Annotated in this window: 10 protein-coding genes; 4 read left to right on the top strand and 6 right to left on the bottom strand. The window is 73.7% G+C overall.

The features are described from left to right. Positions 1-53: 53 nt before the first annotated feature. Positions 54-1316 carry a tRNA pseudouridine(13) synthase TruD gene (truD, locus tag Pla133_RS20550; RefSeq protein WP_145068743.1) on the bottom strand — a complete coding sequence of 421 codons (1263 nt, stop codon included), beginning with the start codon at positions 1314-1316 and terminating at the stop codon, positions 54-56. Between the two features lie 89 nt (positions 1317-1405). Here truD and Pla133_RS20545 point away from each other — a divergent pair, with 89 nt between their 5' ends. The 3 genes from Pla133_RS20545 (at position 1406) to Pla133_RS20535 (ending at position 5558) form a co-directional block, all read left to right on the top strand. Continuing rightward, a complete protein-coding gene (locus Pla133_RS20545; RefSeq protein ID WP_145068741.1) occupies positions 1406-2149 on the top strand; it encodes an SDR family NAD(P)-dependent oxidoreductase in 744 nt (247 codons plus the stop codon). Between the two features lie 4 nt (positions 2150-2153). Continuing rightward, the gene (locus Pla133_RS20540; RefSeq protein WP_145068739.1) at positions 2154-3599 is read left to right on the top strand and encodes a TIGR01777 family oxidoreductase; all 1446 of its coding nucleotides are present in this window, start codon (positions 2154-2156) and stop codon (positions 3597-3599) included. A 147-nt stretch (positions 3600-3746) separates the two neighbouring features. Then, on the top strand, positions 3747-5558 hold the full coding sequence (locus Pla133_RS20535; protein WP_145068737.1) for a hypothetical protein: 1812 nt from the start codon (positions 3747-3749) through the stop codon (positions 5556-5558). Between the two features lie 32 nt (positions 5559-5590). Here Pla133_RS20535 and Pla133_RS20530 read toward each other — a convergent pair whose 3' ends face one another. Genes Pla133_RS20530 through Pla133_RS20510 form a run of 5 tightly spaced genes read right to left on the bottom strand, consistent with a single transcriptional unit; the run spans position 5591 to position 11254 of the window. Then, positions 5591-6877, bottom strand: coding sequence for an alpha/beta hydrolase-fold protein (locus tag Pla133_RS20530; protein ID WP_419191777.1), 1287 nt, complete (start codon positions 6875-6877; stop codon positions 5591-5593). A gap of 19 nt (positions 6878-6896) precedes the next feature. Beyond that, a complete protein-coding gene (locus tag Pla133_RS20525; protein ID WP_145068733.1) occupies positions 6897-7574 on the bottom strand; it encodes a phosphoribosylanthranilate isomerase in 678 nt (225 codons plus the stop codon). Between the two features lie 20 nt (positions 7575-7594). Continuing rightward, positions 7595-8170 (bottom strand): biotin/lipoyl attachment domain-containing protein, encoded by a 576-nt coding sequence (locus Pla133_RS20520; RefSeq protein WP_145068731.1) that lies wholly within the window; start codon positions 8168-8170, stop codon positions 7595-7597. A gap of 3 nt (positions 8171-8173) precedes the next feature. Further along, the gene (locus tag Pla133_RS20515; protein WP_145068729.1) at positions 8174-9901 is read right to left on the bottom strand and encodes an acyl-CoA carboxylase subunit beta; all 1728 of its coding nucleotides are present in this window, start codon (positions 9899-9901) and stop codon (positions 8174-8176) included. Positions 9902-9910: 9 nt separating this feature from the next. Further along, on the bottom strand, positions 9911-11254 hold the full coding sequence (locus Pla133_RS20510; RefSeq protein WP_145068727.1) for an acetyl-CoA carboxylase biotin carboxylase subunit: 1344 nt from the start codon (positions 11252-11254) through the stop codon (positions 9911-9913). Positions 11255-11398: 144 nt separating this feature from the next. On the opposite strand from Pla133_RS20510, the gene Pla133_RS20505 reads away from it, so the two are divergent. After that, a complete protein-coding gene (locus Pla133_RS20505; protein ID WP_145068725.1) occupies positions 11399-13525 on the top strand; it encodes a hypothetical protein in 2127 nt (708 codons plus the stop codon). Positions 13526-13628 lie beyond the last annotated feature (103 nt).

The following is a 13628-nucleotide window of genomic DNA, read 5'->3' as shown; positions in this document are numbered from 1 at the left end:
GGTAGGCGTTCGTACGGTGCCAGGCACGAACGCCTACCCAGCGACGCGTGGGGTCAGTCGCGCTCGACGAGTTGGAGCTGGTCCTGGCCCAGCTCGTCGAGCACGCCCGTGGCGTAGCCGCCGGCGGGGAGCACGAAGCACAGCTCGGCGAAGGCACCACTCTCGTCGTCGCCCTCGTTGACCTCGGGCTCGCGCAGGCGCATCCGCAGGGGACGCCGTGCGCCGCGCTGGCGGAAGCGGCCGGCGGCGTCGAAGAGTTCGGGCGTGGTCCCCAACTCCGCCAGGGCCGCGCGCTCGAGCTCGCCGGCCTGGCCCTGGGCCAGCTTCCCGCGCGGGCCCGGCAGGGGGCCGGTCGCGGTGAGTTCGGCGGCGTCCGAGGCGGCCTGGTGCTGCGTCGGGTCGTCGATGGCGAAGCGGCGGCCGCCGTCGATGGGCTCGAGCTCGTCGCCGGGCAGAAGCTGTTCGAGCTCCGGCAGGCGCGCGGCCAGCACGCGGTTGAAGACCAGGGACTGGGCCGCGGCCACGTAGAACGACAGGGCCTCCGCGCCGAGTGACCGCAGGGCGTTCTTCGGCCGCCCGCGGTTGGTGGCCATGGCGCGGGCGAGCTGGGCGCTGGTCTCGTAGCCGCGCGGGAAGGCCTCCTGGGCGGCGGCGAAGCTGCGCGCTTCGAACAGCTCGCGCGCCTCGCGCACCGGACCGCTGTCGTGCTCTCCCGGCGTGCCGGCGATCAAGGCCGCGGCGCGGGCCCAGTCCTCACGCAGCACCGCCAGGCCGATCGCCCCCGTGTCGCCGCGTGCGCCGAAGCGCTGCAGGCCGAAAGCCGCCGGCAGACCGCGCCGGGCCAACTCTTCGAGGCCCTCGCGCAGCCGCGCGGCGCCGCCCGCGGGAACCTCGCGCAGCTTCAAGCGGAAGGCGTTGCCGGCCAGATCTCCGCGGTCAAGGGGCCGGCGATGGCGCGTGACCTCGAGGATCCGCGCCCGATCGCTGAGCGCGCCCTCGCTCGGCTCGCGCCGCACGCCTTCGACGGACAGCCACTGGCGCGTGACCGCGCGGGCGTCCTTCAACCCGGCGTGGCGCACCTGGCGCGGCGGCACGCCGCAGCGTCGCGCCAGGTCCGCCACGGCCTGGGTCGTCGTCAGCCCGCGCTTCTCGACGCGGACCCACAGGAAGTCGCCGCTGCCCGACGGGGCCTCGAGCGGGCGCTCCTCGACCTGGAAGTCCTCGTGGACCCTGCGCGCGACCATTGCCACCGCGCGATCGGCGGGCAGCAGGCGGGGCAGGGACGGCGCGAGTTCGGGGTGCGGGTGCGGTTCCATGATCGGGGCCTGGAATCCGCTCCGGGCCGGGGCCCAAGAGTGTGCTCGCGCCCGCCGCGCGGCAAGCACGCCGACCGATCGATCGAACCATGAACGAAGACTCCGGAACCTGTGTGATCCTCGGCGCCACGGGCGGCATCGGGGCGGCCCTGGCCGAGCGGCTCGTGGCCGACGGCCGAAGTCTGCTGCTTGCAGCCCGGGGAGAGGAGGCGCTCGAAGCACTCGGCGCCAGGCTCGACCAGCCCTGGCGCGTCTGCGAGGCGACCGACGCCGCCGCCGTGGACGAGCTCTTCGACGAGGCCGCGGGGCTCCCGGGCGGCGTGACCGGCGCCGCGTGCTGCGTGGGCTCGATCCTGCTCAAGCCGGCCCACTCCACCAGCCCCGAGGAGTGGTCGCAGACCCTGCGCCTCAACCTCGACACGGCCTTCCACGTGGTGCGTTCGGGCGCCAAGCAGATGCTGCGCGGCGGCGGCTCGATCGCCCTGGTGGCCTCGGCCGCGGCGCGCGTCGGCCTCTCGAACCACGAGGCCATCGCGGCCGCCAAGGCCGGCGTGATCGGCTTGGGTCGCTCGGCGGCCGCCACCTACGCCCCGCGCGGCATTCGGGTCAACGTGATCGCGCCGGGGCTCGTGGACACGCCCCTGGCCGCGCGCCTGGTCGCGAATGCGGCCTCCCTCGAGGCCAGTCGGGCGATGCACCCCCTGGGTCGCATCGGCAACGCGCAGGACGTGGCCTCGGCCCTGGCCTGGGTGCTGGACCCGAACCAGTCCTGGGTGACCGGGCAGGTGATCGGGGTCGACGGTGGTCTGGGCGACCTGCGACCGCGAGGCTAGGGCCATGAATTCAACAGGCGCACCCGTGAGCGGACATCCCGACGCACCCGCGGGGGCGGTGTCCTTCGAGCGCGCCGTGGACCTGCCGGTGTCGCGCGAGGAGGCCTTCGCCTGGCACGACCGGCCCGGGGCCTTCGAGCGCCTGACGCCGCCCTTCGACCCGGCCGAGGTGATCGAGCGTCGCGGCGAGGGCATCTGCGACGGCACCACCGTCGAGCTGCGGGTGGGCAAGCCGCCCCTGCGCCTGAAGATGGTCGCGCAGCACTCCGGCTACGACCCGCCGCGCGGCTTCGTCGACAGCCAACTCTCGGGCCCCTTCGCCCATTGGCGTCACGAGCACCGCTTCGAGGAGCGCGGGGCGAACGCCTGTCGGATGGTGGACTCGATCCGCTATCTGCTGCCCCTCGCGCCCGTGGGGCCCCTGTTCGGCGGGAGCCTCGTGCGCTCGAAGTTGCGGCGCATGTTCGACTACCGCCACGCGACCACGGCCGCCGACCTGGCTGACCACGCCCGCGCGCGCGCGTTGCTCGAGCCGCGCGGGCAGTGGCCCCTGCGCGTGCTCGTCTCCGGCGCCTCGGGCTTGGTCGGCAGCGCCCTGTGCGCCTTCCTCACCACCGGCGGGCACAGCGTTCACCGCCTCGTGCGCCGTGCGGCGCGGACCGACGACGAAGTGCGTTGGGATCCGGCCGCCGGCGAGGTCGACCCCGAGTCGGTGTCCGGCTACGACGTGGTCGTGCACCTGGCCGGGGCGGGCATCGCCGACAAGCGTTGGAGCGACGAACGCAAGCGACTGATCCTGGACAGCCGCGTCGACGGGACCCGCGCCTTGGCCGGGGCACTGGCCGCGGCGCCCAGACCGCCGCGCGTGATGCTCTCGACCTCGGCCGTGGGCTTCTACGGCGATCGCGGGGAGGAGACGCTCGACGAGTCGTCCGCCGCGGGTACGGGTTTCCTGGCCGATGTCGCGCGCGAATGGGAGGCCGCCGCCGACCCGGCGCGGGAGGCGGGCGTGCGCGTCATCCATCCGCGCCTGGGGGTCGTGCTCTCGCCGGCGGGCGGCGCCCTGGGCAAGTTGCTGCTGCCCTTCCAACTCGGCCTCGGTGGACCCCTGGGCAGCGGTAGCCACTACATGCCCTGGATCGGGATCGACGACGTGCTGGGTGCGATGCTGTTCTGCATCGCCGACGAGCAGCAGGTCGGGCCGATCAACTTCTGTGCGCCCCAGGACCTGACCAACCTCGAGTTCTCGCGCACCCTGGGCCGTGTTCTCTCGCGCCCGGCGCTCTTGCCGGTTCCGCCGCCGGCCCTGCGAGTCGTCCTCGGGGACATGGTTGACGAGGCTCTGATGGCCAGCACGCGGGTGGTCCCGAAGCGGTTGAACGGTTCCGGCTACCGGTTCAGGCACTCCGAACTCGAGTCGGCCCTGCGCCACGTCCTCGGTCGGACCTGATCGGGGCCCTGGGGACGCCGAACGAGGAAGCTCGCGGTCGCAGCCGTCGATCGCGAATGTCCACGTAACGTCGAAGCGAGGCGTTACCAGTGTCCAGGTGTGCGGCCGTTTGCCCCGGCCCGTTCACCTTCCCGCGGATTTCCCCCGTTGGACCCATCAACTCGCTTTGCAACCGCGCAGTCCGCGCGGCGCGCCCCTGCGTGGAGCGCCGCTCTCGGCCTCGCCCTCTTGACCGTGCTGCTGTACGGCAAGAGCACCCGCTACGCCGTGCTCGAGCACGACTCCTGGCCCCTCGTGGCCAGCGCGCAGTTGGACGGGCCGCTCGACGCGCTGCACCTGTTGGTCCAGCCCTTCATGGGCGGCGTGTTCGCGGATGCCCTGCACCGCCCGACCCACGCGCTGGTTCTGGGCTTGACGCACTCTGTGTGCGGAATGAACCCCGTGGGCTACCAAGTGGTGCAGATCGCCACCTACGGCGCGGCGGCGTTGGCCCTGTGGTTCTTGATCCGGCGCTTGGCGGCGCGGGCGGGACTGGCCCTCGGCCCTTGGGTCGCCGCGATCCCCGCCGGCCTGTTCCTGGCCCATCCGATCGCCTGGCAGATCGTGCCGGCCTCGGCGCGGGGCAACGATCCGTTGTTGCTGTTGCTGTTGGCGACATCGCTGACGCTCGCCCTCGCCGAGCGTTTCGGTGCGGGGCGCGCCGTCGTGCTCGCGGTCACCACGTTCCTTGCCTTCGGGGTCAAGGAGACCTCGGTGCTGCTGCTGCCCCTGGCGCTGGTCCTGTGCGTCGGAGCGAGCGGTGCCCGGGGTCTGCGCGGCCGGCTGGCGGACGCCGGACGACGCCTCGCGCCGATCCTCGCGGGATTCGTGGCCATGGCCTGCCTGCGTCTGACCGCAATCGGGCCGCAACCGATGGCGGCGCTGCGCGACTGGAGGTCGAGCGAGCTGTTGGAGCTGCTGCGCTTCGTCCTGCTCCCGGTGCCGGAGGTCGCCGCGGCCGATTGGTTCGCGCCCCTGGCCCTGGTCACCTGGCTCGGGGTCGCCGCGGCCTGCCTCCTGCGCTTGCGCGCGGCGCGCGCGCACCGCGCCGCCACCGCCGCTTGGATCGCGGCCGGACTGATCCTCAGCCTGGTCGCCGGAATCATCCCGCTGCTGCGCAGCGGCTGGCGCGAATGGCACGCCTACCTGCCCCTGGCGGGCTTCACCCTGCTCGCGAGCCTGGCCCTGGGCGGTCTGCTCGAGGCTTGGCGCGAGCGCGAGCGGCGCCGCGCCGGTTGGTTCAGCCTGGGCCTCGCGCCCGCGGCTGCCCTGGCCCTGTGTCTGGCTCCGAGCGCCGCGGTCCTGACCCTCGAGGTCGGCGCCGCTCGGGCGACGTCACGTGCGGAGCAGTGGGCCTCGGGCTCGGCCATGGAGCGAGAGTTCCTGGGGCGCCTCGAGCCGCAGATCCTGGCCGCGCGACCGGGGGACAGCCTGTGGCTCGACGGCGTGCCCCTGCGCGGACCGCTCTTGCGCGAGGGCCCGCGGGTGATCTCGCCCTCGGTGCTCTCGGGTCAATCCGTGCGCTCGTGGGTGCGCCTGCGCTTCCCCGATCTGCCCATTCGGGTGATCGGGCCCCTGGGGCGCGGCGCCAGCCATCCGGAGCGGATCACGGTCGCGATCGACGTCGACGTGATCGACTTCGAGCGGCCCGACCACCGCTGGCGCCGGGCCCACGCCGCCCTGGCGGAGCTCGGACCCCAGGCCGCGGAGGTCTCGCGGCAGTTCGACCGCGCCGTTGCCCGCCGCGAGTACGAGAGCGCGTTGGTCGTGCTCGTGGTCGGACTGCAAGGCGCCGGCCCCGGCGAGGTCGCGCGGGCCGCTCGGGCCGACCTGATCGCCTACCTGCACTGGATCGGCCGCGAGGACTTGGTGCCCCGACTCGAGCGGGTCGACTTCGAGGTCGCTGCGACGGAACGCTGAACAGGAGCCGATCGCCGGGCGTGCCGCACGCCTCAGCCTGCGGGGAAGAGGGTGATCAGGACATCGTCGACCAGGGCTCTCCACTGGCCCCAGGAGTGGCCCTCGTTCTCGATGCGCACGGTGACCGGCACGCCGTCGCCGAAGCGCCGCATGAGCTCGCCCACGTCGTCGGCCCCGTCCCGGATCCTGCCGAAGGAGAGGAACACACGTGCGGGCGGCCGCACGCCGTCGGCGAAGGCCTCGGACACGGCGTCCGGCGCAAACCACAGGGCCGGGGACTGGATCGCCGTGAGCCCGATCGTCTCGCGCTCACGGGCGCCGATCATGAGCGCGGCCAGTCCGCCCAGGGACGTGCCGAGGATCCCGCGTTCCTCGGCGCGCTCGGCCAGCTCGAAGGTCCGCTCCAGGATCGGCAGCAGTTCCTGGGTCAGCGCGCGGCCCAGGCGCGGATCGTCCGCCAGCTCCTGGCCGCGCAGGTTCACGCCCTCCGACCGCGGGTCGATGAACACGAGCAGCACCGGCCGGATCAGCCCCGCCGCCAGGAGGTTGTCGTGGACGCTGGCCAGGGCCCCCAGGCGCGGATCGAGGTACTCGTGGCCGTCGGTCACGAACAGCACTGCCAGGGGCCCGTCGCCACGCAACTTTGGAGCCGGGGTGTGCACGCGGTAGACGACGCGGCGACCGAGGTGGGCGCTGTCGAAGAAGAGCTCGCCCGAAGTCGTGCCGGGGGGCGTCGTCGTCCGGGGCGCGATCCACTGCGAGGGCTCGTAGTCCGGCATGGCGAGCTGCGAGTTGGGCCCGAAGCCGGACCACTGCACGCTCGGGTTCGCCGGGTCGAGGATCCAGTCGGTGCCGTCGACCACGAACTTGTAGTCCAGGCGGGCGTCGCTGGCGAAGCGCTCCTGGCGCAGCCACAGGTCGAGGGGCTCGAGCCGCCGCAGGGGCGCGGCGTCCGGGCTCCAGCCGTTGTGGTCCCCGGCGACCGCCACCGAGGTCGCCGGGCCACGGTACAGGAACACCGCGCGCTCGCCCGAGCACCACGGGATGCGGCCCTGGGCCCTCGCCTCGGCCCACAACGTCTCGAGGGCCGCGTCGCGCCGCTCGGCGTCGTCGATCGCCGCGACCTGTTCGAGCTGCGCGATCAGGTCTCGGTGGGGGTCGAAGGTGCCGACCACCGCGACCTGTGGCGCTCCGATCGGATCCGCGCAGGACCCGCAGGGGACGAGCACGACCGCGGTGGACCACAGGATGGCGCGCAGCCGGGCAACGCGCCGACTGCCGCGGGACCAACTGGTCCTGTCGGGTGAGGATCGATGCATGGTCACGAGTCCCGCGGCCTCAACGGCCCGCGCCGGCCACTGCGCCCATGAAGCGGGCCAGCAGATCGGAGTCCAGAGCCCCTGCGCTGCGAACTCCCGAGCACAGATCGAGCCCGTGGGGGCGGACCGCATCGATCGCCCGCGCGACGTTGCCCGGGTGCAGGCCCCCGGCCAGGAACACGGGGCACTCCACCTCGGCCACCAGGCGCGCGCTGATCGACCAGTCGTGGGCGCGGCCCGTGCCGCCCAGTTCCGGCGTCGGTAGGTCCGGTCGCCCCGAGTCCAAGAGCAGCGCGTCGGCGTGCGGCGCGTAGTCGCGCGCCAGGGCCAGTGCGTCCTCGCCGGTCACGTGGATCACCTGCACCAGCCGCACCGCGGGCGCTAGCAGCTCGCGCAGACGCGCGCACTCGTCCGGGTCCACGTGGTTCACCACCTGCACGCAACTGGTGCCGGCCTCGCGGGCGTGCTCGGCGATGTCCGCGGCCTCCGTGCGCGCGGTGAGCAGGAAGGTCGCGACCGGCGGCGGCACCGCGCGCGCGATGGCGCGGATGGTGTCCTCGTCGATCACCCCCGGCCCCGAGGGCATGGCTGCCACCAGCCCCAGGGCATCGGCCCCGGCTGCGATGGCCGTGCGCGCCTCGTCGATCGAGGCGATGCAGCAGATCTTGACGCGCGTGCGCAGTGGCTGAAGTTGCATCGCTTCGGCGGGCGCGTGGCTCAGGCCGGCTCGACCACCAAGAGCGCCTGGCCGTCCTCGACCTCGCCGCCGTCCTCGACCAGCACGCGCGTCACCCGGGCCCGGGGCGGCAGGCCGCCTGTGGCGCGGTACAGCACGTGGTTGAAGGTCTTCATGACCTCCAACAGGCCCACTGCGTCGCCCTCGGTCAGGACCGTGTCGACCTCGGCGAAGAAGGGCATGTCCGGCGACGGGCGGCGCCAGAAGCGGCCGGCGTGGTGGGCGCGCACGACCATGCCGTCCGCGTCCAGGGCGGCCGCGTCGGCGTGGGCCTCGGGTACGAGCTGCTCGCCGACCAGCTCGAGCTCGTAGAGCACGGCCTCGTAGTCCACGGGGGAATGGACCCGCTCGGGCAGCTCGGTGATCACGCGGCCGGCGACCCCCGCGGGCACGACCAGGTGCGCGGGGACGTCGAGGGTGTTCAGCACCCCGGCCTCGTCGCCGGGCACCAGGATCCGACCGGGGCGGGCCGCGTCGGAGAACAGGCCGACGCCGGGCGCGAGCAGTTGCACGCGACCCTCGACCTGGCGGGCGAGCATTTCGACGGTGAGCTTCATGGTTCAGCCGCGCGGGATCGAGAGGGCGTCCAGGTCGTGCAGGGACCAGATGCGCGGGTTCTTCACGCGCCGGTAGCCCGAGGCCTGGTACGAGGCCTGGGCGAAGAGCTCCATCCAGGAGCGCAGCTCGTCGAAGCGCACGATCTCGTCGGTGTCCATCTGCGCCGCCGACTTGTAGGGGTCCATGTCGCCCTCGATGCGCTGCTCCACCGCGCGCATGCCGGCTTCGATCTCGGCGCGCTCCTGGGCGTCCTCGACCTCGATCTCGAAGTCGTCGTCGAGCTTGGTGTTGTAGGTCGCGATGGCCAGGGTGCGGCCCTCCATCACGGACTGGCGCGTCAGGGTGGTCGAGAGCTGGACCACCGGCTCGTAGGGATGCCCCGCCATGGCGTAGTAACCGGCGCCGGAGGCCTTGCGCAGCAGGACCGTGAACATCGGCACCGTGTTGGTGCTGTTGGAGTAGATCAGCGACGAGCCGTAGCCCAAGAGGCCCAGGCGCTCGGCCTCGACGCCGATGTCGAAGCCCGAGATGTCCTGCAGCCAGACCAGCGGGATGCCGTCGTCGTTGCAGGCGCGACTGAAGGCGGCGACTTTGGCGATGCCCTCCTTGTAGAGGATCGCCGCGGGCTTCTTTGCGCCGTGGTGCTCGGGGTCGTCGATCAGGCCCTGGCGGTTGATCACGAAGCCCATGTAGAGCCCGCCCACACGGCCCACGCCGACGATCATCTCGGTGCCGCGCTCGGGCCAGATCTCCCAGAACAGGCTGTGGTCCACCAGCCGCGCCAGGACCTCCTCGGCGGCGAAGCCCATGCGGTGATCGCCGGGGACCAGGCCGCTCAGTTCGGTGGGCGAGAAGGCCGGGTCGGCCGGGTCCTCGCCGTGGCAGTGGAAGGGCGCGCCGGAGCTGGGCGTGCGCCCGACCTCCGCGCGGATCATCGCCAGGGCCGTGCCGTCGTCGGGCACGCGCACGTCGGCGCAGCCGGACTGGTGCACGTGGACCTCGGGGCCGCCGATGTCGAGGCTCGAGAGCTTGAGGCTCTTGGCGCCTTTGATCAGCGCCGCGCCGGCGATGACCATGTAGGCCTGCTCGGTCATGTAGACGCGGTCGGAGATGATCGGCATGTAGCCGCCACCCGCGATGCAGTCGCCGAAGACGCCCGCGATCTGCGGCACCCCGGCCGCCGACAGCTCGGCGTTCTTCTTGAAGATGTGCCCGGCGCCGGTGCGGCCGGGGAAGGAGCGCGACTGTTCGGGCAGGAACAGGCCGGAGCAGTCCACCAGGTAGACCACCGGCAGCCGCAGGCGCAGGGCCATCTCCTGGGCGCGTTGGATCTTCTCCGAGCTGAGCGGCCACCAGGAGCCCGAGGCCACCGTGTTGTCGTTGGCGATCACGATCGTCCAGCGCTCGGCGATGCGCGCGAAGACGGTCACGACCCCGGCGCCGGGGCTCTCGAGCTTGCCGAACTTGCGCCCGAAGTTGACGAAGGTGCCGACCTCGAAGGTCTGGCTGCCGGCGTCGATCAGGGCCTCGATGCGCTCGCGCGCCGTGAGCTTGCCCTTGGCGTGCACGCGCTCGGCGTACTTCTCGCCCCAGCCGGCGGCCACGGCGGCGCGACGCTCGGCCAAGACGCCGTTGCGCGTGGCCGCGTCGGCGCGGTTCTTGGTGTAGCTGGCGGCGTCGAGCACCTGCTCGCGCGCCCGGCCGATCGGGGAGAGGGGAACTCTTGCCATGGGGCGGGCCTACCAGCCGGGCAGGGTGGTCGTGTCGTAGTCGCCGCTCGCGAACGCGTCGCTGGAGAGCACGGCGCGGTGCAGCGGGACGGTGGTCTCGACGCCCGTGATCTCGGCGCCCTCGAGGGCGGCCAGCATGGTCGCGATCGCTTCACTGCGATCTGAACCGTGGGCGATGATCTTGGCGATCAAGGAGTCGTAGTGGGGCGAGACCGTGTCGCCCGCGCGCAGGTGGGTCTCGACGCGCACGCGGCCGGGGCCGCGGTCGGTGGGGATCTCGAAGCGCTCGAGCTTGCCCGGCGAGGGCCGGAAGTCGCAGCTCGGGTCCTCGGCGTTGATGCGGCACTCGATCGCGTGGCCATCGAAGCGCACGTCCCCCTGGCGCAGGGTCAGCGGCCGGTTGGCGGCGATCTCGAGCTGGGCCACGGCCAGGTCGACGCCGGTGACCATCTCGGTCACCGGGTGCTCCACCTGCAGCCGCGTGTTCATCTCCATGAAGTAGATCGGCCCGTCGGCGGCGCGCAGGAACTCGATCGTGCCGGCGTTCTGGTAGCCGACCGCGCGGGCGGCGGCGGCGGCGCGCGCGCCCAGCTCGAGGCGCTCGGCGTCCGACAGGGCCGGCGACGGCGACTCCTCGATCAGCTTCTGGTGCTTTCTCTGCACCGAGCAGTCGCGCTCACCCAGGTGGATCGCGTTGCCGTGGGCGTCGGCCAGGATCTGCACCTCGATGTGGCGGCCGCCGGTCAGGAACTTCTCGAGGTAGACCGACGCGGACCCGAAGGAGGCCTCGGCCTCGGCGCGGGCGGCGTTGAAGGCGGCCTGCAGATCGGCCTTCGAGTCGCAGCGGCGCATGCCGCGCCCGCCGCCGCCCAGGTCGGCCTTGAGGATCACCGGGTAGCCGGCCTCCTCGGCGACGGCGACGGCCGTCTCGAGGTCGTCGACAGGACCGTCGGAGCCGGGGATCACCTCGAGCCCGGCCTCGCGCATGGCGCGCTTGGCGGGGGACTTGGCGCCCATGCGAGCGATCAACGCGGCCGAGGGCCCGACGAAGGCGATGCCGTGCTGGCGGCACAGGGCCGCGAAGCGCGCGTCCTCGGCCAGGAAGCCCCAGCCCGGGTGCAAGGCGGTGGAGTGGGTCTGCAGCGCGGCTTGCAGGATGCGCTCGCGCGACAGGTAGCTCTCGCGCGCCGCGGCGGGGCCCAGGCACACGACCTCGTCCATGTACTCGGTCCACGAGCCGTCGCGATCGGCGGTCGAGGTCACGCCGATGGGCGAGATGCCCAGCTGGCGGGCGGCGCGCGCGATGCGGACGGCGACCTCGCCGCGGTTCGCGATCAGGAGGCGGTGGAACAAGGCGGCGGGGATCGTGGGGGGAGGTGGCGGGGGCTCGCGCGCGGCGGGCGCGGCGCGGTGGGGGCCGAAGAGACTACCCGGATCGTGCTCGGCACCGGAACGGCGCTCGGTCCAACCGGCCCGGCCCGCGGTTACCCTGCGGGCATGTGGGCGGGCGCGTTTCTTCTGGTCCTCGCGACCGCCGGGCCCCTCTCGCGGCCCGACGACGGCCTGGACCGACTCGTGGAGCGCCTGACCGCGCCCCAGGCGGCGGAGCGTTGGCGCGCCGAGCGCGAGTTGGCGGCGCAGCTTCGCCCCGAGGACCTGGGTGACCTGGGGGCGATCCTCGAGGTCGCCGGCGCGGAACAGCGCCTGCGGATTGCCGCAGCCCTGGGCTCGCGGGATGAGCACATGGGCCTGGCCGCCGCCCTGGCCGCCGACCTGCGCGTGCGCCTGCGCGAGGTGGGCGAATGGGCGATCCTGGCTGCCCTGGGACGCTGGCGCGAGGGTCTGCAGGCCCAGCCCCTGCGGGCCGAACCCCTGGCCGGGGCCCTCGCGCGCCAGGCGGGGCGCCAGCGCACCGCGCGCTTCCGCCTGGAGGGTGGGATCAGCCTGGCCCAGGCCCTCGACGCCCTGTTCGAGCACGCCCAGCCGCCGGTCGCGATCGTGATCGACCCCGCCCTGCGCTCGACGCCGATCGCCGCGCCCGGCGCCTGGGAGTCCCTGGAGGGCACTTGGACCGAGCTGCTGGACGGGCTCGTCGCGACCCGCGCGATCGGGATGGACGCAGCCTTCGTGATCGACGAGGACCAGTCGGAGCTGGCCCAGGTGGTCTTCGTGCGGCTGACCCGGCCGGAGCTGGTCGGGATCGATCCGCCCGATGCCCAGATCGCGCGCTGGATGCGCGACGCCCAGTCCCGGGTGGGTCCGGTGGCGGCGCGCGGAGCGCGGGCCCTGGGCGAGTGCGGTTGGCCCGCGGCCCTGGATTGGCTCGGGCGGCGCTGGGTGGCGAGCGCCGACCCGGCGGCCCTGGCCGGGCTGGTGGTGGCGGCGCGGCGCGGGAGCCTGTCGCCGGCGCTCTTGGACCCGGTGCGCTACCGCGAGTTGTGCGCGGCCCTGCGCCTGCGGGTCGAGCGGGCCGGCGTCGCGCCGACCCAGGCCGAGCTCGAAGCGCCGCGCGTCGAAGAGGACCCCCTGGCCCACGTGACCCCCGAGGAGGTGGGGGCGGCGCTGGGCCAGGCCGGCGCGCGCCTGGCCGACGGGAGCTCGGCGATAGAGGTGCTGCTGGCGGACTGCGGGCCGCGCCGTCCGCGTTGGACCTGGCTGGCCCTGGGCGTGGCGGGGGAGCTGGGCGTGCCCCACCCGCGTTTGCGGGCGGTCGCAGGTGCGCTGCTCACCGACGACTTGCGGGGCCTGGACGATCCAGCGGCGGGCGAGCTGCAGCGCCGGGCCCTCGCGGCCTGGGCGGCGGCGGTGGGCTCCGAGCCCTCGGCGCCGTCCCCGAGCCGGACCCCGGGCCTGCTCGGAAGCTGCCGCGGATTGGGCGAGGCGCGGGAGCTGCTGCGAGCGCTCCTGCGAAGTGGCGCGGACCTCGGGCTCGAGCCTCTTCCGCCGGGGGCGTCGGACCTGGCCCGGGCGGTGCGCGCCGCTTGGCTGGTGGCTGACGGCCGCATGGACCTCGGGCCCCAGGCCCTCGCGACCGAGCTCGATGACGCCGCGATCCTGTCGCCCGCGAGGCGACAGCGGCTGCTCGACGACATGGGGACCCTGCTCGGGGACGTGGCCCTGGATCGGGGGCCGGCCGTGGACGGGGCGCTCGAGCTCGTGCGCTCGCGCCCCGACCTCGAGCGGTCGGGGGCCGAGCTCGCGGCGCGCTGCGGACGCCTCGAAGCCGTGGCCCACGGCGGGGTGCTGACCGACGCCATCGCCGCCCTGGGCAAGGACCAGGTCGACCCGCGCCTGCTCGCCGACCTGGGCACCGGGCCGGTGGGCCTGCGGGCCCAGGACCTGTTGCTGGCCCGGCTGGAGCTGGGCGTGACCGACCCCGCGCTCCACGACCCCACGGTGGTCGAGGCCCTCGGGCAGGTGGTGCTGGCACTCCTGGCCGGCGAGCGCGACGTGGAGGCCCTGGCCCTGCGCTCCCGCGCCCGGCGCGCGGCGCGGGAGGACTCGCGCACCCCCGCGGCCCAGGCGGTCCTGGGCGGCGACTGGCCCGGGATTCCCGGTCCGCCGCCCCTGCACTTGGAGCCGCCCACGGCCGTGCCGATCGACCGTTTGCCTCCCGGCGGCTGACTCGCGCCCGTCACCGGTGTGTCTCGGCCGGTCCTCGATGGATGCCGCGGGCGGTTGATTCCCTATGCTCTGCCCTGCGCGACCGCCGATGACGGTTGCAGCT

Source organism: Engelhardtia mirabilis, assembly GCF_007748095.1.
Lineage (GTDB): Bacteria > Planctomycetota > UBA1135 > UBA1135.
This window is presented reverse-complemented; position numbering and strand designations above follow the sequence as displayed.